Annotated in this window: 18 protein-coding genes and 1 pseudogene; 9 read left to right on the forward strand and 10 right to left on the reverse strand. The window is 65.5% G+C overall.

Translation table 11 applies throughout. The features are described from left to right. Positions 1-49: 49 nt before the first annotated feature. On the reverse strand, positions 50-1,441 hold the full coding sequence (locus ACETMP_RS03790) for a cryptochrome/photolyase family protein (RefSeq protein WP_375161833.1): 1,392 nt from the start codon (positions 1,439-1,441) through the stop codon (positions 50-52). Between the two features lie 167 nt (positions 1,442-1,608). Here ACETMP_RS03790 and ACETMP_RS03795 point away from each other — a divergent pair, with 167 nt between their 5' ends. Further along, a complete protein-coding gene (locus ACETMP_RS03795) occupies positions 1,609-3,339 on the forward strand; it encodes a methyl-accepting chemotaxis protein (protein ID WP_375159938.1) in 1,731 nt (576 codons plus the stop codon). Between the two features lie 117 nt (positions 3,340-3,456). Here ACETMP_RS03795 and ACETMP_RS03800 read toward each other — a convergent pair whose 3' ends face one another. Continuing rightward, on the reverse strand, positions 3,457-4,116 hold the full coding sequence (locus ACETMP_RS03800; RefSeq protein WP_375159939.1) for a peroxiredoxin: 660 nt from the start codon (positions 4,114-4,116) through the stop codon (positions 3,457-3,459). 393 nt (positions 4,117-4,509) lie between these two features. Here ACETMP_RS03800 and ACETMP_RS03805 point away from each other — a divergent pair. Then, positions 4,510-5,080, forward strand: a pseudogene (locus ACETMP_RS03805) (hypothetical protein). A gap of 986 nt (positions 5,081-6,066) precedes the next feature. Here the strand turns inward: ACETMP_RS03805 and ACETMP_RS03810 are convergent. Continuing rightward, on the reverse strand, positions 6,067-6,348 hold the full coding sequence (locus tag ACETMP_RS03810; RefSeq protein WP_375159940.1) for a hypothetical protein: 282 nt from the start codon (positions 6,346-6,348) through the stop codon (positions 6,067-6,069). 278 nt (positions 6,349-6,626) lie between these two features. Between ACETMP_RS03810 and ACETMP_RS03815 the strand changes: the two genes are divergently transcribed. Further along, positions 6,627-7,073 carry a hypothetical protein gene (locus tag ACETMP_RS03815; protein WP_375159941.1) on the forward strand — a complete coding sequence of 149 codons (447 nt, stop codon included), beginning with the start codon at positions 6,627-6,629 and terminating at the stop codon, positions 7,071-7,073. Between the two features lie 107 nt (positions 7,074-7,180). On the opposite strand, the gene ACETMP_RS03820 is transcribed toward ACETMP_RS03815, so the two are convergent. After that, positions 7,181-8,023 carry a GNAT family N-acetyltransferase gene (locus ACETMP_RS03820; protein ID WP_375159942.1) on the reverse strand — a complete coding sequence of 281 codons (843 nt, stop codon included), beginning with the start codon at positions 8,021-8,023 and terminating at the stop codon, positions 7,181-7,183. A 117-nt stretch (positions 8,024-8,140) separates the two neighbouring features. On the opposite strand from ACETMP_RS03820, the gene ACETMP_RS03825 reads away from it, so the two are divergent. The 5 genes from ACETMP_RS03825 (at position 8,141) to ACETMP_RS03845 (ending at position 10,973) form a co-directional block, all read left to right on the forward strand. After that, complete coding sequence (locus tag ACETMP_RS03825) at positions 8,141-8,845, forward strand: SDR family oxidoreductase (protein WP_375159943.1); 705 nt, start codon at positions 8,141-8,143, stop codon at positions 8,843-8,845. Between the two features lie 104 nt (positions 8,846-8,949). Then, positions 8,950-9,330, forward strand: coding sequence for an ArsR/SmtB family transcription factor (locus ACETMP_RS03830; protein ID WP_375159944.1), 381 nt, complete (start codon positions 8,950-8,952; stop codon positions 9,328-9,330). 3 nt (positions 9,331-9,333) lie between these two features. Further along, entirely contained in the window at positions 9,334-9,825 is a 492-nt protein-coding gene (locus ACETMP_RS03835) for an SRPBCC family protein (protein ID WP_375159945.1), read from the forward strand. Between the two features lie 260 nt (positions 9,826-10,085). Further along, positions 10,086-10,583: a ferritin-like domain-containing protein gene (locus tag ACETMP_RS03840; RefSeq protein WP_028136948.1), complete on the forward strand. Its 498-nt coding sequence runs from the start codon at positions 10,086-10,088 to the stop codon at positions 10,581-10,583. 123 nt (positions 10,584-10,706) lie between these two features. After that, on the forward strand, positions 10,707-10,973 hold the full coding sequence (locus ACETMP_RS03845) for a hypothetical protein (protein WP_375159946.1): 267 nt from the start codon (positions 10,707-10,709) through the stop codon (positions 10,971-10,973). Positions 10,974-11,003: 30 nt separating this feature from the next. On the opposite strand, the gene ACETMP_RS03850 is transcribed toward ACETMP_RS03845, so the two are convergent. From ACETMP_RS03850 to ACETMP_RS03865, 4 genes are read right to left on the reverse strand one after another with little or no spacing between them, the layout of a single operon-like run. Next, a complete protein-coding gene (locus ACETMP_RS03850) occupies positions 11,004-12,224 on the reverse strand; it encodes an ABC transporter substrate-binding protein (protein ID WP_375159947.1) in 1,221 nt (406 codons plus the stop codon). A 23-nt stretch (positions 12,225-12,247) separates the two neighbouring features. Beyond that, positions 12,248-13,234, reverse strand: a complete 987-nt coding sequence (locus ACETMP_RS03855) for a Bug family tripartite tricarboxylate transporter substrate binding protein (protein ID WP_375159948.1) — start codon at positions 13,232-13,234, stop codon at positions 12,248-12,250. A gap of 57 nt (positions 13,235-13,291) precedes the next feature. Then, entirely contained in the window at positions 13,292-14,488 is a 1,197-nt protein-coding gene (locus ACETMP_RS03860; RefSeq protein WP_375159949.1) for a CaiB/BaiF CoA transferase family protein, read from the reverse strand. Between the two features lies 1 nt (position 14,489). Next, positions 14,490-15,374: an IclR family transcriptional regulator gene (locus ACETMP_RS03865; protein WP_375159950.1), complete on the reverse strand. Its 885-nt coding sequence runs from the start codon at positions 15,372-15,374 to the stop codon at positions 14,490-14,492. A gap of 213 nt (positions 15,375-15,587) precedes the next feature. Here ACETMP_RS03865 and ACETMP_RS03870 point away from each other — a divergent pair, with 213 nt between their 5' ends. Then, positions 15,588-16,430, forward strand: coding sequence for a hypothetical protein (locus tag ACETMP_RS03870; protein ID WP_375159951.1), 843 nt, complete (start codon positions 15,588-15,590; stop codon positions 16,428-16,430). Positions 16,431-16,448: 18 nt separating this feature from the next. On the opposite strand, the gene ACETMP_RS03875 is transcribed toward ACETMP_RS03870, so the two are convergent. Further along, positions 16,449-17,300, reverse strand: coding sequence for a fumarylacetoacetate hydrolase family protein (locus tag ACETMP_RS03875; RefSeq protein ID WP_375159952.1), 852 nt, complete (start codon positions 17,298-17,300; stop codon positions 16,449-16,451). A gap of 182 nt (positions 17,301-17,482) precedes the next feature. Continuing rightward, complete coding sequence (locus ACETMP_RS03880; RefSeq protein ID WP_375159953.1) at positions 17,483-18,835, reverse strand: bifunctional 3-(3-hydroxy-phenyl)propionate/3-hydroxycinnamic acid hydroxylase; 1,353 nt, start codon at positions 18,833-18,835, stop codon at positions 17,483-17,485. Between the last annotated feature and the right edge of the window lie 203 nt (positions 18,836-19,038).

Genomic DNA, 19,038 nt, shown 5'->3' on the forward strand with positions numbered 1-19,038 from the left:
GTATGGCGCGACGACGATAGCGCGTTTCATAATTGTGTCAAAGCAGCGCTCAACCTTTGCGGATCTTCGCGTACGCTGCGAGGGCACGTTCGCGTCCACTGGCATGATCGACGATCGGGTGCGGATAGGTCTTGCCGAGCGTGATGCCTGCGCCCATGAGCTCGATCGGCGTTGCCTGCCAGGGCCGGTGGATCAGCTTGGCCGGCATCTGTTTCAGCTCCGGCACCCAGCGCCGGACATAGGTTCCATCCGGATCGAACTTCTCGCCCTGCAGCTGCGGATTGAACACGCGGAAATACGGCGCGGCGTCGGCACCGCAGCCGGCGACCCATTGCCAATTGGCGGGATTGCTGCCGGCGTCCGCATCGACCAGCGTGTCCCAGAACCAGGCTTCGCCCTCGCGCCAGTCGATCAAGAGGTGCTTGACCAGGAAGGAGGCCACCACCATCCGCACCCGGTTGTGCATCACGCCGGTGTGCCAGAGCTGGCGCAGGCCGGCATCGACGATCGGATAGCCGGTGCGGCCGCGTTGCCAGGCGGCGAGCGCCTTGATGTCCCGCTTCCAGGGAAAGCCGTCGAAATTCGCCTGCAGGTTTTCGATGGCGAGGTCGGGGTGATCGTGGAGCAGGTGGCGGCAGAACTCGCGCCAGCCGAGCTCGCTCAGGAATTTTTCGATGCCGGGCCGGAGTGCCGGATCTTGGTCCGCCGCGAACCGCGCCGCATGCCAGATCTGGCGCGGGCTGAGTTCGCCGAACCTCAAATGCGGCGAGAGCCGTGAGGTCCCGTCCCGGTCCGGACGGTCGCGGTCGTCGACATAGGCGCGCGCGGTGTGCTTGAGGAAGTCGAGCAGGCGCGCCCGGGCCGAGGCCTCGCCCGGGGTCCATGTTTCGCGCAGGCCGCCCGCCCAATCCGGCTTGCCCGGTTCAAGTCCCCAGCTCTCCAGCACATCGCCGGCGATCTTCGGCGCGGGGCGCAGCTGTTTCGGAGCAGGCAGCGGCTTTGCCGGATCGCCAAGCGACAGCACGCGCCGCCAGAACGGCGTGAACACGCGTAAGCCGCGGCCCTCCTTGGTGCGGATGGCCGAGGGCGGGGCGAGGAGATCGCCGGGGAAGCTTTGCGAATCGACACCGAGCCGTGCCAGCGCCGCCGCGAGCCCGCTCTCGACGGCCAGATGCGGCGCCTGCGCAATTCCATTCCAATAGACAGCGCGGGCACCACTGTCGCGTGCCACCTCCGGAATGATCCTGGCCGCCGCTCCCTTGCGCAGGACGAGCGATCCGCCGCGCGCCGCGATTGCGGCACCGAGCGCCCGCAGCGACTGTGCCAGCCACCAGCGCGTCGCGGCGCCGGGCGGCCGGGAGAGGCCATCGTCGAGCACGTAAAGGCAGACCACCGGCGCACCGGTCTGAGCAGCGGCGTGCAGGGCAGGATGGTCGGACAGGCGAAGGTCGTCGCGGAACCAGACGACGATGGGCGGCACGCTCGGCTCGGTCAGGGTATCCTCGTTTACGATTTGGAAAGCATGCCGGGAGCGGCGGTATAATCGTCATTAAGGGGACTGTAATACCACTGCACGATTATGCAGGAATTACGGGGGTGATACCATTCATGTCCAAGGTTCTGACCGGGAAGTTCTTGCCGCAGTTCAAGCTGGGCACCAAAGCGGTTCTGTGCGCCGTGTTGCTGATCGCCGTGAACACGGCGCTCGTGGTCGGCGCCGGCTATTGGTCGCTGACCTCCGCCTTCAATGACCGCGCCTTGCGCGACATCGAGGTCAACCTGCGCACGCTGGCGCTGGCCTTCACCGAGATCGTTCCGGCCGCCAAGATCACGATGCGGGACGGCACGGTGGTGCGCGCCGAAATTCCGGCGATGCCCGAGATCAAGGATCACACCATCGTCGACCGCGCGGTGTCCTATGTCGGCGGCAATGCGACCCTGTTCGTGTTCGACGATGCGAGCGGGCAGTTCGTCCGCCGCTCCACCAACGTGAAGAAGGAAAACGGCGACCGCGCCGTCGGCACCCAGCTTGCCGCCGACCATCCGGGACAGGCACCGCTGCGCCGTGGCGAGGCCTACAAGGGTCCGGCCACGCTATTCGGCAAGACCTTCATGACCGCCTATTTCCCCATCGCGAACGCGGCCGGCAAGGTCGTCGGCATTCTCTATGTCGGCATCCCCATGGTCCAGTACGAGAGCATGCTGGCCCGCGCGATCGAGAGCATGGCTGCGGCCGCCGGACTTGCCGCGCTTCTGGTGCTGGGCCTGACCCTGCTGGTCGTCCGCCGCGTCACCCGACCGCTCACCTCCGTGACGCACTCGCTCACCGCGCTTGCCAACGGCCAGAGCGACGTCACGATCGAATGCGAGGATCGCGCCGACGAGATCGGCGAGATCGCCCGCACGGTCGCCGTGTTCAAGAGCAATTCGCTGGAGCGGGCGCGCATGCGCAGCGAGCAGGCGGCGGCCGCGGCCGCGGCGGCCGAGCAGCGCAAGTCCGACCTGCGCAACTTCGTCGAGGAGTTCCGCGGCGGCGTCGGCGGCATCCTCGACAAGGTGCTGACATCGTCGGGCGAGTTCGAGCGCGTGGCGCGACAACTGACCGATGTGGCACGCTCCACCGCCGATCTGTCGGCGCAGTCCGCCGGCGCTTCCGAAAATGCCTCCGAGCACGTGCGTTCGGCGGCCTCGGCCTCCGACGAGCTGTCTCAGTCGATCACCGAGATCACCCGGCGCGTGCAGGAATCGAACGAGATTTCCGCCGAAGCCGTCCGGCAGGCCGAGGCCACCGACCAGCGCATCGCGCAGCTCTCGGAAGCCGGCGCGCGCATTGGCGACGTCGTCAAGTTGATCACCTCCATCGCCGAACAGACCAACCTGTTGGCGCTGAACGCCACCATCGAGGCCGCGCGGGCCGGCGATGCCGGCCGCGGCTTTGCGGTGGTAGCCCAGGAGGTCAAGACGCTGGCCGGTCAGACCGCCAAGGCGACCGACGAGATCTCGAACCAGATCGAGAGCATGCAGCTTGCGACCGAGGAATCGGTTGCCGCCATCAAGGCGATCAGCCAGACCATCGAGCGCATCAGCGGGATCGCCGGCTCGATCTCGGCTGCGGTCGAGCAACAGAAAGGCGCAACCCAAAACATCGTGGCGAGCGTCCGCGCGGCGGTCTCAGGCACGGCCGAGGTCGCCGTCAACGTCCGGCACGCCGCCAAGGGCGCCGGCGAGACCGGCGAGACCTCGAGCCGGATGTTTGCCTCGGCCCAGGCGCTGTCCGGCGAGAGCCTGCATCTGAAGGCAGAGGTCGACGGTTTCCTCGACCGCGTGCGGGCGGCTTGATTTAAACGCAGTCATTCCGGGGCGGTCCAAAGGACCGAACCCGGATCTCGAGATCCCGGGTTCGCGCTTGCGCGCCCGGGATGACTTTTGGCGACCCCTAGGTGCGGCCGCCAAAAGTCACTTCGGCTGCGGCACGATGCGCAGGTAGGGCTTCGGCTCCTTCCAGCCCTGCGGATAGATCGTCTTGGCCTCGTCATTGGAGACCGAGCCGGCGATGATGACGTCGTCGCCCTGCGACCAGTCCGCCGGGGTCGCGACGCGATGCTTGGCCGTGAGCTGCAGCGAGTCGATGACGCGCAGGATCTCCTGGAAGTTCCGGCCCGTGGTCATCGGATAGACCAGCACCAGCTTGATCTTCTTGTCCGGCCCGATGATGAAGACGTTGCGGACGGTCTGGTTGTCGGCGGCGGTGCGCTTGAGAGGATCGCCCGAGATCGCGGCCGGCAGCATGCCGTAGAGCTTCGAGACGTTGTAATCGGTGTCGCCGATCATCGGGTAGTTCGGCGCTGCGCCTTGCGTCTCCTTGATGTCCTCCGACCAGCGGGCATGGTTGTCGACCGGATCGACCGAGAGGCCCATCAGCTTGACGCCGCGCTTGTCGAATTCCGGCTTCAGCCTGGCGAGGGCGCCGAGCTCGGTCGTGCAAACCGGCGTGAAGTCCTTGGGGTGCGAGAACAGGAGCGCCCAGCTGTTGCCGATCCAGTCGTGGAACTTGATCTTCCCTTCGGTGGTCTCGGCTTCGAAGTCGGGTGCGGTGGCGCCGATCGGAAGTGTCATGATTTTACCTCATCGCATTGAACTGACTGGGAAATTCTTCTCTGGCCGTCACCCACATTATAGGGACCTTGCCAGACCAAGTGAACGCCCGCTGAACCGGTTCGAGTAAAATGTGAATTCCTTCCTTGAAGGCCCGATTTCCTAGCAACTTATTGTTACAGCGGCAGCTGCGGCGAAACATCTCCATCCGGGGTCGCACGGCCTCGGTCGCCCCGAGAATGCCTTTTATGACTTCCATCACGCTCGCCCGACGCGTCCTAGAACCAAACTGGTCCTGACAGCGACCAATTGGCAACCATCTCGAAAAGTCGCGATCGCCGTATCGAATCGTTAACCACCCCTTTACGCCGGCATGAAAATGCTGGCCGGTCAGAAGAAGTCTGGAAGTGAACTATGTCTGCCGCTGCGCCTAAATCTGTCGAGTCCTCGTCCCTCGAACCGTCCTGCCGCGATACCGCGGCTCGTGCACTCTCCATCGTGCGTGACGGCGTGATCACCGGCGAAGGGCCGACCACCAAGGAAGAGTACACTTCTCCCGTTCGCTCGATGCCGATGACACCGCCTGGTGCACGCGATCCTGACGGCCTCCGCCGTCAACGACCAGCCGGTCAGCCGCGCCGAGGCCGAGGTCCTGTTCGAGATCAACGAAGCCGCGACCGAGCGCAGCGATGGCGGCCGCTTCGACGACCTGCTCGCCAAGGCCGTTGCCCATTATGCCGCCAGCGCCTCGGGTCTGAAGGTGCCGCCGCGCAGCGTCGCGCTGTCGGCCGATACCGAGATCGAGAGCTGGGCGCCGTCCTATGCCTCCAAGGTCAACAGCGAGATGCTGGAGTGGATCGCCGGCCAGATGCGCGGCAAGCGCCACAACAGCCGTCGCCTGATGGCAATGGTGGCGACCTTCCTCGGCGCCACCGCGCTGCCGCTGGCGGGCCAATTGCCGAACGTGTTCGACATCGGAATGTAAGACTGGGCATGTAGCATCCACGCGTCACTCATGAGGACGCGATCGAACGGCGGGGTCTTTCCCCGCCGTTTTTTGTGTGCCGGTCTTCGGCTCGAGGCCGACGGGTGTGTGGTGATAGCGCGCATCTCTCGTGTCCCGGACGCGCTGCAACGCGCAAGCGTTGCTGCGCAGAGCCGGGACCCAGCGAGCCGCGTGCTCGCTGCTGCTGCATGGGCCCCGGCTCTGCAGCGCATCACTGCGTGCTGCGCTGCGTCCGGGGCACGAGAGCGTCGGTGAATGATTGACATGGGATCGCAGCCTCGCGGCGCAGGTCGCCCGAGTTTTGCCTGATCGCTTCGCCCTTGATTGAAAGAGGGCGCAGGGAAGGCCGGGTGCCGGCTGGCACCCACGGTCCACTGTGCGAAAGCGTGTGCTTCAAGAAAGCTGCACAGCGGCATACAGGTGAAGCCGAAACATCCGGCCTTCCCTGCGCAGTGGCTTTACGGCTTATGTCGTGCTCTCCCCGGGGAGCGTTGCACTATTGCCCCCGTCGCCTTCTCGGATGATCGATGCGCGTGCCCGGTCGAGCCGCCACATCACCGCAAAGACTTGACGCCAGCCTGCGGGCGCCAGGACCACACGATTTTGCCGTACGCCGATTGCACCGGTCGTGTGCGCGAGACGTTTCGCTCACGGTTGCCCGCCCTGCAAAACCCGTCGCGCCGATGCCATCGGCGTCCACCGCCGCCCGGCCCGCGTTCGTGACGATCGCGATACGCCCCTCTTCCTTGGGCCGGGTTGCGCGACACATACGTCATTTCCGAAATTCGGTAAAGGTGAATATTTTCGGCGAGGCCGATTGACCGATGGCTTGGGTGTTTTGCCGTCGGATAGCGCAAGGGATTGGGGGAGAACGCTCGATCCGGCGCGCGGTCAGCTGCGCCGGAAGCCGACGCACGAAGGCCCACCGTCCGATGTGGACGGCGGGCCTCAGGTGCGGGCGGGCTCTACCAGCGATAGCGGCCGGTCAGGGTGCCGTTGTTGTTGCCCTCAGGGCCGACGTCGCCCTGCGACGAGCTCGGGGTCGGGTGGTTGGTGCCGTTGAGCGCGCCATAGGATCCCGCCACATCAGGATAGTACGCGCGGGGCTGGACGGGCTCGTAGGCGGGGGCGCTGCGGTCCCAACCCATGCGGGATCCACTCCAGTCGTAGCCCTGCGCCGAGGCTGCCGCCGTGCCCGCGACGAGCGATGCCGTAACCAGGCAGAGGAGTTTTGACTTGTTCTGCATTGGAGATGCTCCTTGCTTGTGTCGGGGGCCAACGGTTGCACTGCGGGAGCGTTCCGGAGCCGGTGCCGCAGGAGCGATCAACTCCGATCAACTGGTTATGAGACGCTTTTTCGGAACGAAATGCCTATCGGCTGCCATCCGGGCGCTCTTTGCCGCACCGGTTCCCCGGCTAATCCCGATGCCTTAACCAATAATTAATTATACGTTTGCGGCTGGGCGACGGCCCGGCCTAGCGTAGCTGCGGGGAGCCGCAGAAGCCAAACGAGTTGGTGCGTATCATGATGTCCAGATCATATGGGGCGATGCTCGCCCCGCTCAGCGCAGCCGCGCTGCTCCTTAGCCTCAGTGATGGTTCTGCACAGCCCGGTGGTGCCGCGCCGCATGGGCTGAGTGCGGCGCCGTCCGGCGCGATCGCGCGTCCGCCCATCGCGCCGGGCGCCCGGTTCCACCGGCGCAACAATCCCTTCGTCTACTGGCCCGGCGGTGGCTTCTTCCACGACAGCGCCGGCTACAGCCAGCCCTTCGTCGATGCGGCGGCCCAGTCGCTCTCCGCCGACGTGCGCTACACCTACACTTATGACGTGCCATGGGATTGGACCCATCGTTTCCCGCCGAACGTCGTGCCGTCCGACCGGCCCTACGTGCCGAGCTGCCCGACGGAGCAGGTGAGGGTGCCCGGCCGCGGCGGCAGCGAGCACACGGTCAACATCACGCGCTGCTATTGAGCGGCTCTAAAGCATGATCCGGAGAACTGCGCAGCGGTTTTCCGAAAACGATCATGCGCAAGCAACAACCAAAGCGCGATGACGATTCATTCAAATCTCATCGCGTGTTAGCCGAGCTCGAAGCTGGTCACGCCGAAGACGCGATCGATACGCAGCGGCGGGATCGCGCCGGTATACATCCGTGCCGTCTCGAACACCGGCTTGAGTCCGAGCGCCTCCGCGAGCGCGATGGCCTCGCGATTGACGGCGGGGACGTCGAGGAACACCTCGCCGCCATTGGCGCTTGGCAGCAGGGCCTCCACGATCGCGTCCGCCGCCGTGCGGTCGTCGGCGACCAGCGGGCCGATCTTGGAGCCGATCCGGCACGGCCGGATCACGCCCCAGGCGGCGAGCTTGCCGTCGCGCAAGAGCGCGCGGCCGACATGACCTGGCGCGTCGATCCAGGCGCGCAGGAAGGCGCTACGCCGCGCCGGGAAGACGGTGGTGTCGTCGGCTTCCACGAGCGCAAACGGGATCGTGCCGAGTGCGACGACATCGGCTGGCGGCTTCACGGGCGCGGCGACGGCACCGCTATAGCGGATATTGGCGTAAGCCAGCTGGAAACCGGACTGCCTGTAATTGTCCTGCTGCGCCACCACGCCGTCGAGCCCGATCACGCGGGAGCCCGCATGGGCGATCGCCGCGTTCCAGATCCGCAGGCCGTGGCCGGAACCGCGAAGGTCTGCGCGCACGATGTAGAAGCCGAGGAAGGCGAAGCGGTCGTCGTAATTGACGCAGGAGACGGTTGCGGCCGGCTCGCCATCGATCTCGCCGACGAAGAAGCCGTGCGCGTCGGGGATTGCGAAGCAGGCGGCATCGTAGCGGCCCGGATTCCAGCCCTCGGCCGCGGCCCAGTCGATGGCGAGGGAGATTTCCTCGGGGCGCAGATTGCGGATCAGCAAGTCACTCATCGCGCGTGGCGCATGGGATGCGTCCTTCGACCATGGACCTGCCGACAGGTCTGGATGTAGAAGGCCGCATGATAGGCCGAGCCTGCGGCTCGCCTCAACTCCAGGGGATGATCGGTCATGGCAGCAGAGAAGGTTGCGCTCGTTACCGCCGGCGGCAGCGGCATGGGGGCAGGGGCTGCGCGGCGGCTGGCCGCGGACGGGTTTCGTGTCGCGATCCTGTCGTCCTCCGGCAAGGGCGAGGCGCTGGCCGCCGAGCTCGGCGGGCTCGGCGTCACCGGCTCGAACAAGGAGAACGACGACCTCAAGCGTCTCGTCGACGGGGCCATGGCAAAGTGGGGACGGATCGACGTGCTCGTCAACAGCGCCGGCCACGGGCCGCGGGCGGCCATCACCGAGATCACCGACGAGCAATGGCACGCCGGCCTCGACACTTATCTGCTGAACGTGATCCGCCCGACGCGGCTGGTGACGCCGCTGATGCAGGCGCAGAAGGGCGGCGCCATCATCAACATCTCGACGGCCTGGGCGTTCGAGCCCAGTGCGATGTTCCCGACCTCGGCGGTGTTCCGCGCCGGCCTTGCCGCCTTCACGAAGATCTTCACCGACACGCATGCGGCCGACAACATCCGCATGAACAACGTCTTGCCGGGCTGGATCGACAGCCTGCCGCAGCAGGACGCGCGCCGCGACAGCGTGCCGCTGAAGCGCTACGGCAAGGTGGAGGAGATCGCGGCGACGATCTCGTTCCTGGCCTCCGACGGCGCCGCCTACATCACCGGCCAGAACATCCGCGTCGACGGCGGGCTGATGCGCTCGGTGTGAGGCGCGGATCCGGATCGTCCAGGTCCAACCGGCGGCCGCGATAAAGTTAGCCTGACGGATAAGTATTTGTTGACGTCCGTCGTCATGGGAATATAGTTAGCTACATGGCTAACCAATTGACCCGCCTCGACCAGGTTTTCGCAGCGCTTGCCGATCCGACGCGGCGGGCGATCGTGATGCGGCTGTGCGCGGGCGAGGCCTCCGTCGGCGAGCTCGCCGATCCCTTCGACATGGCGCTGCCGAGCTTGATGAAACACATCCATGTGCTGGAGACGAGCGGGCTCGTTCTGTCGGAGAAGACCGGGCGCGTGCGCACCTGCCGTCTCAGTCCGGATGCGCTGCTTGGCGCGGAGGATTGGTTCCAGCAGCAGCGCGCGGTGTGGGAGGCGCGGCTGGACCGTTTCGAAGCCTACGTGATGAAGCTCAAGAAAGAGAGGGCGGCCGCCAAGCGGCCGTCCCGAACAACCAGACGGAAAAGGTTCTAAGCCATGACGAAGTCAGCCAATCCCGCTTTGTCGCAGTGGTCGCTCGACCGCGAGATCGTGATGTCGCGCGTGATCGATGCGCCGCGCGATCTGGTGTTCGAGGCCTGGTCCGACCCGAAGCATCTGCCGCAATGGTTCGGGCCGAAGGGGTTCAAGATCGAGACCTTCGAGATCGACGTGCGCGTCGGCGGCGTCTGGCGCTTCAACATGATCGGCCCCGACGGCACGGTCTATCCAAACCGGATGCGCTTCCGCCGCATCGAGCGGCCGTTCCTGATGGAGATGGATCACGGCCTCGACCAGGACGACGATCCCGGCATGTTCCGCTTCACCGTCACCTTTGCCGAGCAGAGCAACGGCAAGACCGTGCTGATGATGCGCCAGCTGGCCTCGAGCACCGAGCAGCGCGACGGCATGATCGGCTTCGGCGCCGTCGAATACGGCTATCAGACGCTGGACAAGCTCGCGGCCTATGTGGCGGGCATGACGCGGTGAGGACAATGCGGTCCCGGCGCGGAACATGCCGGGACCGTTCTCGCCTGCACCGAAGCGCGACCGACGAGGCACTCACGCCGCAGCGTGGGGCGCCCTGTCGGACCAATCACGCGCGGAGCCGACCGTTCCTATGCGGGCTGATGGAGCGCAGCCGGTCTGCTGCGGCAAGCCGTCTGATCAAGCCGTCTCGCTCCGATAGGAACGATCTGTTCGACTTGCGGGTTGCGCGAACGAGACCAACCCATACGGAGGACAGCACAATGGCTAACGAAGCCCGCGACACGTTCGTGGTCGGACTACGAAATGCGCATGCGATGGAAGTGCAGGCGCGAGAGTTGATGGAGCGCCAGTCGGAACGGCTGGACGATTATCCGGAAGTTAAGGCGAAGGTCACGGCGCACCTGCAGGAGACCAATGAACAGCTGAGGCGGCTGGAAAAATGCCTCGAAGCCTGCGGCGAGAGCACGTCCAGCCTGAAGGACGCGGCGCAGTCGGTGATGGCCAACATGATGGCGATGGCGCATTCGGTTGCCGGCGACGAGATCCTCAAGAACACGTTCGCCAACAACGCGTTCGAGAATTTTGAGATTGCGGCTTACAAGTCGCTCCTGACGCTCTGCGGGCCGGCTGGGGCCCCAGAAGCCAAGCCGCTGCTCGAAGCCTCGCTGAAGGAGGAGCAGCGCATGGCCTCCTGGATCGATTCCAATGTCGAGAAGGTGACCATGGAGTACCTGACGCATCAGCGCCAGGCGGCGTAGCTCTCTTGCGTCGTTCGCCAGGATTGAACCACCGGCGCGCCTCGGCCGCCGGTGGTTTTCCCGTCTCGGCCCGGCCGTGCCTTGGCCGATAGGAACGATCGCTGCGCTTCGGCTTTGGCAGTCATGACGCACATTATCTTCAGCGACTATCGCAATCCCGCCGCGGAGCAGGCCTACGAGATCGCCTGGGACTTTCTCAACCGCTCGGGCGCTATCCGCGATGAATTCGAGGCGTGCGTGTTCCTGGCGCAGCGCATCACCGGGATGGTCGAGGATGGACAGACGAACCGGATCCTCATGGCCAACCGCGCCATCGCCCAATATCAGGACTATGTCGAGCAGAGCGACGGCCTGATCCGCAGCGGCGGACGCCGGGTCGGCGAGCGTTGAGCGCTGTGCCCAAGCAAGCCTCTCGCCGCCTCACTCCTTCGCCTCGTCCGTCACGATGTCTCCGAGCTTTTGCCAGCGCTGGCCGTCGAACTGCACCATCTGGAACTGCTTGTTGACGCGGTAGTCGGTCGGCGTCGTCGTGACGGAGATTCCGGGAAGCGTCAGATCGAGCACGACGTCCCTGAGGCTCGCGGCCTGCCGCATCACGTTCTCACGCGTCAGATCGTCGCCGCATTGCTTCAGCACCTGCACCAGCAGCTGGGCGGTGATGTAGCCGTAGACGTTCAGGTTCAGATCCCTGTCGCCCTCGGGATAGTATTTCGCCATGAAGGCGAGGTAGCGCTTCATGCCGGCATCGTCCTTCCATTCGGGATCGGCGGCATCCTTGACGTAACCGACGCTGATAACCCCCTTGGAATTGTCCAGACCCGCCGGCTTCAGCACGGCGCTGAGCGAGGAGGCGTTGATGTCGATGATGTGCAGCGGCTTCCAGCCGATCTCGGCGACCTTCTTGATCGCCTGCGCCGCCTGCTTCGGCGTCGTGGCGCTGAACAGCACGTCGGCGCCGGCGTCCTTCAACCGCAAGATCTGCGAGTCGATGGTCGGTTCAGAGATCTCGTAGGAGGTCTCGGCCACCACCATCTTCGCCTTGTCTCCGAGCCCCGCCTTGAGGCCGGCGAGATAATCCTTGCCGAGGTCGTCGTTCTGGAAGAGCACGCCGATCTTCGCGTTCGGATGGTTCTTCAGGAGATATTGCGCGTAGATCCGGCCCTCGACGAGGTAGGAGGGGTTGAAGCCCATGGTCCAGGGGAAGTTCTTGGGATCGGTGAAGCGGGCCGCGCCGGTGGCCGCGAACAGCTGCGGGATCTTCTTGGCGTTGAGATATTTCTGCACGGCGACGTTCGGCGCGGTGCCGATGATCTGGAACGTCAGCAGCACCTCGTCGCTTTCGACCAGCTTGCGGACCTGCTCGACCGTCTTCGGCGGCGAATAGGCGTCGTCATACTGGATCAGCTCGATCTTGCGCCCGTTCACGCCGCCCTGGTCGTTGATCATCTTCATGTAGGCCGCCTGGGTCTTGCCGATCACGGCGTAGGCCGAGGCGGGACCGCTCAGCGGCACGGTCTGTCCGACCTTGATCGCGGTGTCGGAGGCGCCGGGATCGTATTTCTTCTGCGCGTGAGCCTGTGCGATCGACAGCGCCAGAGCGAGAGCGGAGGCGGCGATGCGTTCGAGAAGACGGTTCTTCATTTTCATTCCCTGTTCGCACACGGTCATTCGCCCTTGAGTCCGGCATCGCGGATCAGCTTGGTCCATTTCTGCGTCTCGGCATCGATGAACTTGCCGAACTCGGCGGCAGTGCCGGCGCGCACCTCGAGGCCTTGAGCCGTCAGCTTGTCCTTGATGGCCGGCTCGGCGAGCGCGCGCAGGACTTCGGCCTGGAATTTGTCGACGATCGCGCGCGGCGTCGTGGAGGGCGCCATGAAGCCGTACCAGCCGGCGGCCGCGACGTTGGGAAAGCCCTGCTCGCGCAAGGTCGGCGCCTGCGGATAGAGCGCGCTGCGCTCGGGCGAGGCGACGCCGAGCACGATGAACTTGCCGCTCTGGATGTAGGGCAGGGCGGTCGGCAGCGCCGTCAGCGTGGCATCGACGCGGCCGGCGAGCAGCTCGGTGTAGGAGGCGGCATCGCCCCGGAACGGAATGTTGAGGCCCTTGACGCCGGCGTCGCGGAACAGCAGCTCTCCGGCCAGGTGCGGTTGCGAGCCCGCGCCGGGAGAGGCGAAGGTCAGCCCATCGGGCTTCGATTTGCCGTAGGCGATCAGCTCGGGAAGCGTCTTGAACGGTGCGTCCGCGCTGATGATGAGAAACAGCGGCGCGATCACGACCATTGCGACCGGCTGCAGCTCCTTGCGGTCATAGGTCAGCTTGCCGAACAGCGCCTCGGCGGTGGCGTAGGGGGCCGCGACATACAGAAGCGTGTAGCCGTCGCCGGGCGCATGGGCGACCATGTCGTTGGCGATGCGGGTGCCGGCACCGGGCTTGTTCTCGACGATGAACTGCTGACGCAGACTGCGGCCGAACTCCTCGGCCAGCAGGCGCAGCGAGATGTCGTTGGAGCCGCCGGGGCCGTAAGGCGAGATCAGCCGCACTAGGCGCGACGGCCAGGCGTCCTCGGCATGCGCTGCCAAGCCTGATCCTGCTGCGAGGCCGCCTGCGATCGTGCCCAGCAGGGTTCGGCGTGTGACCTTGAATGATGCCACCGTTTTCGTCCTCCCTCTTGTCGTTGGTCTTCTTGTGTTGTTGGTCTTCTTGCGGCGTCAGATCACCTTTCGTTGGGTGAGCCGTTCAATCTCCTGGTCCGACAGGCCGAGCCAGTCTCGAAAGACCTCGTCATTGTCCTGGCCGACGTCACCTGCGGCGTGACGCATTCGCGCGGGATCGACGCTGAAGCGAGGAACGACGTTGGCCATGGCGACTGTGCCGAAATCGCGGTCGGCCACGCGGGTGATCACCTCGCGCGCCTTCACTTGCGGATCATCGACGATCTGGTCGATCGAATAGATCGGGGCGAGCGTTCCCTGCGCGGCATTGAACCTCGCGAGGACCTCGTCGAGGGGATGGGCGGCGCACCAGCCGGCGAAGATGTCGTTGAGCTCGGAGGCGTGCTTGACGCGGCGGTCGTTGGTGGCGAAACGCGGGTCATCGATCAGGTCGGGCCGGTCGATCGCCCGGCAGTTCGCCGCAAAGAGTGCGTTGGTCGAGCCTGCGAGCGTCACCCAGTGATCGTCGCTCGTGCGAAACACGGCGGCCGGCGCCGAATAGCCGTTGGCGTTGCCGATCCGCTCTCGAACCGCGCCGAGCTGATCGTGCTCGATGGCGAGAACGTCGAGCAGGCGGAAAGTGGCTTCGGTCAGCGAAAGATCGATCTCCTCGCCGGGGGCATTCGGGTCACGTGCCCGTTTCCACAGCGCCGCGAGCACGCCGACGGCGCCGAACAGGCCGCCGATCAGATCCCCGATCGGATATCCGGGATGGGTCGGCTCGCCCTCGCGCTCCCCCGTGATGAAGGTGAGCCCGCCCATGGCCTCGAAGATGCGGGCAAAGCCGGGCCGCTCGCGATAGGGTCCGTCCTGCCCGAAGGCGGTGGCGCGCAGGATTACCAGGCGCGGCTGGATCGACCACAGCACCTCCTTCGACAGGCCCCACCGGTCGAGCGTTCCCGGACGGAAATTCTCGATCAGCACGTCAAAGCGCGGAAGCAGCTGCTTGAACAGCGCAAGTCCTTCCCGCGTGCGCAGATCGAGCGTGGCGAACTTCTTGTTGCGGTTGGCCGCTTTCCACCATAGCGGCTTGCCGTCCTTGAACGGCGGAAACGACCGTACGCCGTCACCTTGGCCCGGCATCTCGATCTTGAGGACATCGGCGCCGTAGTCCGCCAGCAGCGTTGCGGCAAAGGGCGCTGCGATGATGGTCGCGATGTCGAGAACCTTCAATCCCTCGAGCGGTCCAGCCATGTCACGCCCCGGTCCTTGCGATCTTCTTGGTCTTGCGCGGCGGCGCGAGCTCGGCCTGCCCGACGATGGCGCGGATGCTGTCGGCGAGCGCCGCGATGCGCGGACCGATCTCGGCTTCCAGCTGGCCCGGCTGGAGCCGGAATGCCGGGATGCCGCAATTGATCGAGAACGACTGCTTCGATTCGCCGGCGTGAAACAGCGGCGCCGCGACCGCATGGATAGACGCCATGTACTCGCCCCAGCAGGTGCAGAAGCCGCGGCTTCTGCATTGCGCGATCCCGGCGCGGTACTTGTCGCGATAGGCCGACCATAGCTCGGCGTCTTCGGCGGCGATGTTCCGCTCGAGCCGGTCGGCGTCGGCCGCCGGCAGGGTTGCTGCCGCGGCGCGTCCCATCGCGGTCAGCACCACGGGAATCGGCATGCCGATGTCGGGCACGTGCGGTCCGACGTCGCCGGAGCGCGCGGTCTCGACATAGATCATCGAGGTGGCGTCGAGCAGGCCGATCGAGACCGTGCCGCGGACGCTGAGCGCCAGCTCCTGCATCATCGGCCGCGCCACTTGGCGGAACTGCATCCCAGCGAGCAGAGGATGCGCGATCCGCAGCGCCCGCGCACCGACGCGGTACTTGGCCCGTTCGGCGTCGTAGCGGAGGTAGCCGAGCTCGGCCAGCGTGTGGGTGAGACGCGCGACCGTCGGCCGCGGGATGCCCGTCAGCGTCGACAGCTCCATGTTGCCCAGCAACGTGCTCCCGGCCCTGAACGCTTCGAGCACGACCAGCCCCTTGGCCAGCGTCGTGGCGAAGGCGGCGTCATCGGCGCTCTCCGCCAGCACGGCGGCGGCGGAGGAGAGCGGATGTCGCGGCTTGGATGAGTCTGTTGGAGCCATGCCCTAACTATCAGACGAGGCGACGAGCGCTGTCCAATAGATTCGACAATATCGGTTGAATTGTCCGATATGTGGACAGCCTTACCGAGCCGGGCGTTCCGCTTGAAAGCGCATGTGACAGACCCAGCACACAGATTTTTGTCGTGATTGCACGCCGTCTTGTGACAGGATTATTACGACGACATGTCAGATCGATTATTTGCGGAGCGGCTCATGTTGCAGTGGCAGGCGCGGTCAAATCCCCTTGCGTGGTGGTGGGGATCTCTCACGCTTGTGAGCGGCGCCAATATCCTCGTCTGGTTCATGCTGTACCGCGAGTTCTACCCGACGCCGTCGGGCAATCTCAGCGGCGGCTCGGATATCGGGCTGATGTTCCTGCTCTGCGCCGGCTATGTGTTCGGCTGCGCGTTCCGCTCGTTCCTGCCGCGCGCCGACGTGCAGCGCATCTGCCTGTTCGACACCTGGCTGTCGAGCGTCGTGGTCGGCCGGACGGTCGCGACCGTGGCCGAGCTCTGCTTCGTGGCGCAATGGGCCATCATCCTGCATCAGCTCGGCAAGATGACCGGCGCGGAGACCGCGGTGAACATCGCGCTCGTGATCGTGCCGATCATCATCATCGCGGAGTGCTTCTCGTGGTACGCGGTGGTGACGACCAACTTCCTCTACAACGCGATCGAGAACTCGCTGTGGGCGGTGACCTTCTTCCTCGCCGGTATCGCATTGTGCCGCCTGATGCCGGAATTCCAGGGCGTGGTGCGTTGGGCGCTGATGTCAGGCATCGTCGGCATCGCCTGCTTCCTCGCCTTCCTCGTCACCGTCGACGTGCCGATGTATCTCAGCCGCTGGCGGGCAGGGCACGCCGAAGGCAATACGTTCCTCGGCTTCCTCGAGGGACTGCATGACGTCTCGACCCGCTGGGTGGTGACCCACGACATCGCGCATTGGAAGGGCGAGCTGACCTGGATGTTCCTGTATTTCAGCGCCGCAGTGTGGTCGAGCCTCGCGCTCTGCGCGCTCTATGCGATGCAGGGCTATCTGGCGCTCTATCTGGCGTGAACGATTGCGGAGGCGTGGTCAGGCCGGCTCCGCAATGACCGCGTTACGCAAGACGCCAATGCCGGAAATCTCGACCTCCACAGTGTCGCCCGGGCGCATCCACAAGGGCGGCGTGCGCCTGGCACCGACGCCGCCGGGCGTGCCGGTCACGATGACGTCGCCGGGGTCGAGCGGGCAGATCGCGGAGATGTAGGCGATCAGCTCGGGGATGGCGGTGATCAGGAGATCGGTGGTGGTGTCCTGCACCACGGTGCCGTTCAGGCGCGTCTGCAAGCTGAGCTTTGACGGATCGGGAATCTCGTCCGCCGTCACCAGCCAGGGGCCGAAGCTGCCGCTCTCGGCAAAGGTCTTGCCGGACAGGAACTGGCTGGTGTGGCGCTGCCAGTCGCGGACGCTGCCTTCATTGTAGCAGGAATAGCCGGCGACGTGCCCGAGCGCGCGGTCAGCGGGGATGTGGCGGCCTTGCTTGCCGATGACCAGCGCGAGCTCGCCTTCATAGTCGAAGTCGTCGCTGACCTTCGGCTTCACGATCGGCCGGAGATGGCCGACCTGGCTGCAGGCGAAGCGCGCGAAGAGCGCCGGTTTCTCGGTGACGGTGCGGCCCGTCTCCACGACGTGGTCCCGATAATTGAGACCGACGCAGATGATCTTGCCGGGATCGGGGATGACGGGAAGGAAGGTGATGCGGTCGAGCGGATGATCGGGCGCGGTGGACGCGACCAGCTTTGCCGCCTCGGCCAAGCGGCCGGTTTCGAGCAATTGCCGCAGCATCGTGCAGCCCGTCATCCGCGCGCCGAGATCGACGACGCCATTGTCCTTGACGGCGCCGAACGAGGTTCGGCCGTCGGCGATGAAAGAAAGCAGCTTCATGAGATCATCCCTGGGAAATGTTGGGTCAGGCCGCGGACGGCACGGAGGTTAAAGGCTGGGGCGCGGCGATCAACTGGTCAAGCTCGGCGTCGTTGCGGGCCGTGCCGCGCACATAGCGGTCGGGGCGTACGAGCGCGGCGATGATGTCGTGCTTGAGCAGCCAGTCGCCGATGGCCGGCGCGTCATCGCTGCTCAGGATATTGAGTCCTGCCTGAGCAAGCGCCGGGCGTGCGGAGAGGGCGGCCGCGTTTGCGACCAACAGAACGTGGCGATAGCCGACCCGGTCGTCGCTGCGGCTGCCGTCCCGCAGCTCGAACTGCGGCGCCAGATCTCCGGCGAGAGGCAGGTCGCGCGGTGCCAGCCCGGGGCCGAGCAGGGGCTTCTTTACCTCGAAGCTTCACCGGCGCGTTCTCGCGGGGCTCGCCCGCAGCCAGACCCGCTTCGATCGCCTTGGTGTTGATCAATCCGCCGAGACGAATGGCGAGCTCGATGAATTCGCGCACATGGGGCAGCCGCTCGCTCTGATAGGTGTCGAGCAGTTCGGCCCCGGCGCCGCCCCGGATGATGGCGTCGAGCTTCCAGGCGAGGTTCGCGGCGTCGCGGATGCCCGCGCACATCCCCTGGCCGAGGAAGGGCGGGGTCTGGTGTGCGGAATCGCCCGCGAGCAGCAACCGTCCATTCCGCCATTGCTGGGCGATCGCGGAATGAAAGGTGTAGACCGCAGCGCGCTCGATCTCGGCATCGTCGGGCGTGATCCAGCGCGACAGCAGGTTCCAGACCTTTGCAGTCTGCACGATCTCCTGGGAATCCTCGTCCGGCAGGATCGTGATCTCCCAGCGCCGCCGCACGCCGGTGCCGCGCACATAGGTCGCCGGGCGCGCGGGATCGCAATGCTGCAGGCTGTAGTCGCCGAGATCGTCGCGCGCACGCTTGAGCAGCACGTCGATGACCAGCCAGCGCTCGTGGAAGCCGAGATCGTGTATGCCGGAGCCGATGAAGCGGCGGACCAGCGAGCGTGCGCCGTCGCAGCCGATCACATAGGCTGCATGGACTTCATTGAGTTTCCCGGTCGAGAGGTCTTCATAGCGGACGCGCACGCCGCGCTCGTCCTGATCGAGCGCGAAGACGTCGCAGCGATTGCGCAAGGCGACGTGTGGCCAGCGGCTGAGGCCGCCGATCAGGACATCCTCCAGGTCGGGCTGGTGGAAGCGGTAGCTGAGATGCCAGCCCATCGGGGTCAGCGTCTGCGGACGGGACCAGTCCAGCAGCATGCGGCCGTCGGCGTCGAGAAACAGCATCCCGGGGCTCAGGATCACCTGCGGCAGGATGGCGTCGGCCAGGCCGATGGTCTGGAACACGCGCATGCATTCGTCGTCGAAATGCACCGCGCGCGGCAAATGATAGGTCCGCGCCTCGCGCTCCAGCACCAGCGTGCGCACGCCGCACAGGCCGAGCAGGTTGGCGAGCGTGGCGCCGACCGGGCCGCGGCCGACGATCACGACGTCGAAGTCTTCGGGGGTGGAGCTATCTTGCATGGGTTATCTCTTCCCCGAGCTGCGCCGCAGCATCAACGCCGCCGGCTGAAGTGTCCGCCCAGCGGACGCCGGTCCCACCTTCTCCCACTGTCCACCAGCCGGACAATTCGACGATCGCGCTAAGCACTTCTGGCTCGGTGTGGCTAAGGAGGGTCAGTGCAACAGCAATAAAGTGCAGGCCGTCCGCGAGGCGGCCGCCGGGA

The organism is Bradyrhizobium dasycarpum, assembly GCF_042019905.1.
GTDB lineage: Bacteria > Pseudomonadota > Alphaproteobacteria > Rhizobiales > Xanthobacteraceae > Bradyrhizobium > Bradyrhizobium japonicum_B.

Coding starts and splice junctions, on each gene's coding strand:
- ACETMP_RS03795 (WP_375159938.1), top strand. CDS start 1,609: ATGTCCAAGGTTCTGACCGGGAAGTTCTTGCCGCAGTTCAAGCTGGGC.
- ACETMP_RS03800 (WP_375159939.1), bottom strand. CDS start 4,116: ATGACACTTCCGATCGGCGCCACCGCACCCGACTTCGAAGCCGAGACC.
- ACETMP_RS03810 (WP_375159940.1), bottom strand. CDS start 6,348: ATGCAGAACAAGTCAAAACTCCTCTGCCTGGTTACGGCATCGCTCGTC.
- ACETMP_RS03815 (WP_375159941.1), top strand. CDS start 6,627: ATGATGTCCAGATCATATGGGGCGATGCTCGCCCCGCTCAGCGCAGCC.
- ACETMP_RS03820 (WP_375159942.1), bottom strand. CDS start 8,023: ATGAGTGACTTGCTGATCCGCAATCTGCGCCCCGAGGAAATCTCCCTC.
- ACETMP_RS03825 (WP_375159943.1), top strand. CDS start 8,141: ATGGCAGCAGAGAAGGTTGCGCTCGTTACCGCCGGCGGCAGCGGCATG.
- ACETMP_RS03830 (WP_375159944.1), top strand. CDS start 8,950: ATGGCTAACCAATTGACCCGCCTCGACCAGGTTTTCGCAGCGCTTGCC.
- ACETMP_RS03835 (WP_375159945.1), top strand. CDS start 9,334: ATGACGAAGTCAGCCAATCCCGCTTTGTCGCAGTGGTCGCTCGACCGC.
- ACETMP_RS03840 (WP_028136948.1), top strand. CDS start 10,086: ATGGCTAACGAAGCCCGCGACACGTTCGTGGTCGGACTACGAAATGCG.
- ACETMP_RS03845 (WP_375159946.1), top strand. CDS start 10,707: ATGACGCACATTATCTTCAGCGACTATCGCAATCCCGCCGCGGAGCAG.
- ACETMP_RS03850 (WP_375159947.1), bottom strand. CDS start 12,224: ATGAAGAACCGTCTTCTCGAACGCATCGCCGCCTCCGCTCTCGCTCTG.
- ACETMP_RS03860 (WP_375159949.1), bottom strand. CDS start 14,488: ATGGCTGGACCGCTCGAGGGATTGAAGGTTCTCGACATCGCGACCATC.
- ACETMP_RS03865 (WP_375159950.1), bottom strand. CDS start 15,374: ATGGCTCCAACAGACTCATCCAAGCCGCGACATCCGCTCTCCTCCGCC.
- ACETMP_RS03870 (WP_375159951.1), top strand. CDS start 15,588: ATGTTGCAGTGGCAGGCGCGGTCAAATCCCCTTGCGTGGTGGTGGGGA.
- ACETMP_RS03875 (WP_375159952.1), bottom strand. CDS start 17,300: ATGAAGCTGCTTTCTTTCATCGCCGACGGCCGAACCTCGTTCGGCGCC.
- ACETMP_RS03880 (WP_375159953.1), bottom strand. CDS start 18,835: ATGCAAGATAGCTCCACCCCCGAAGACTTCGACGTCGTGATCGTCGGC.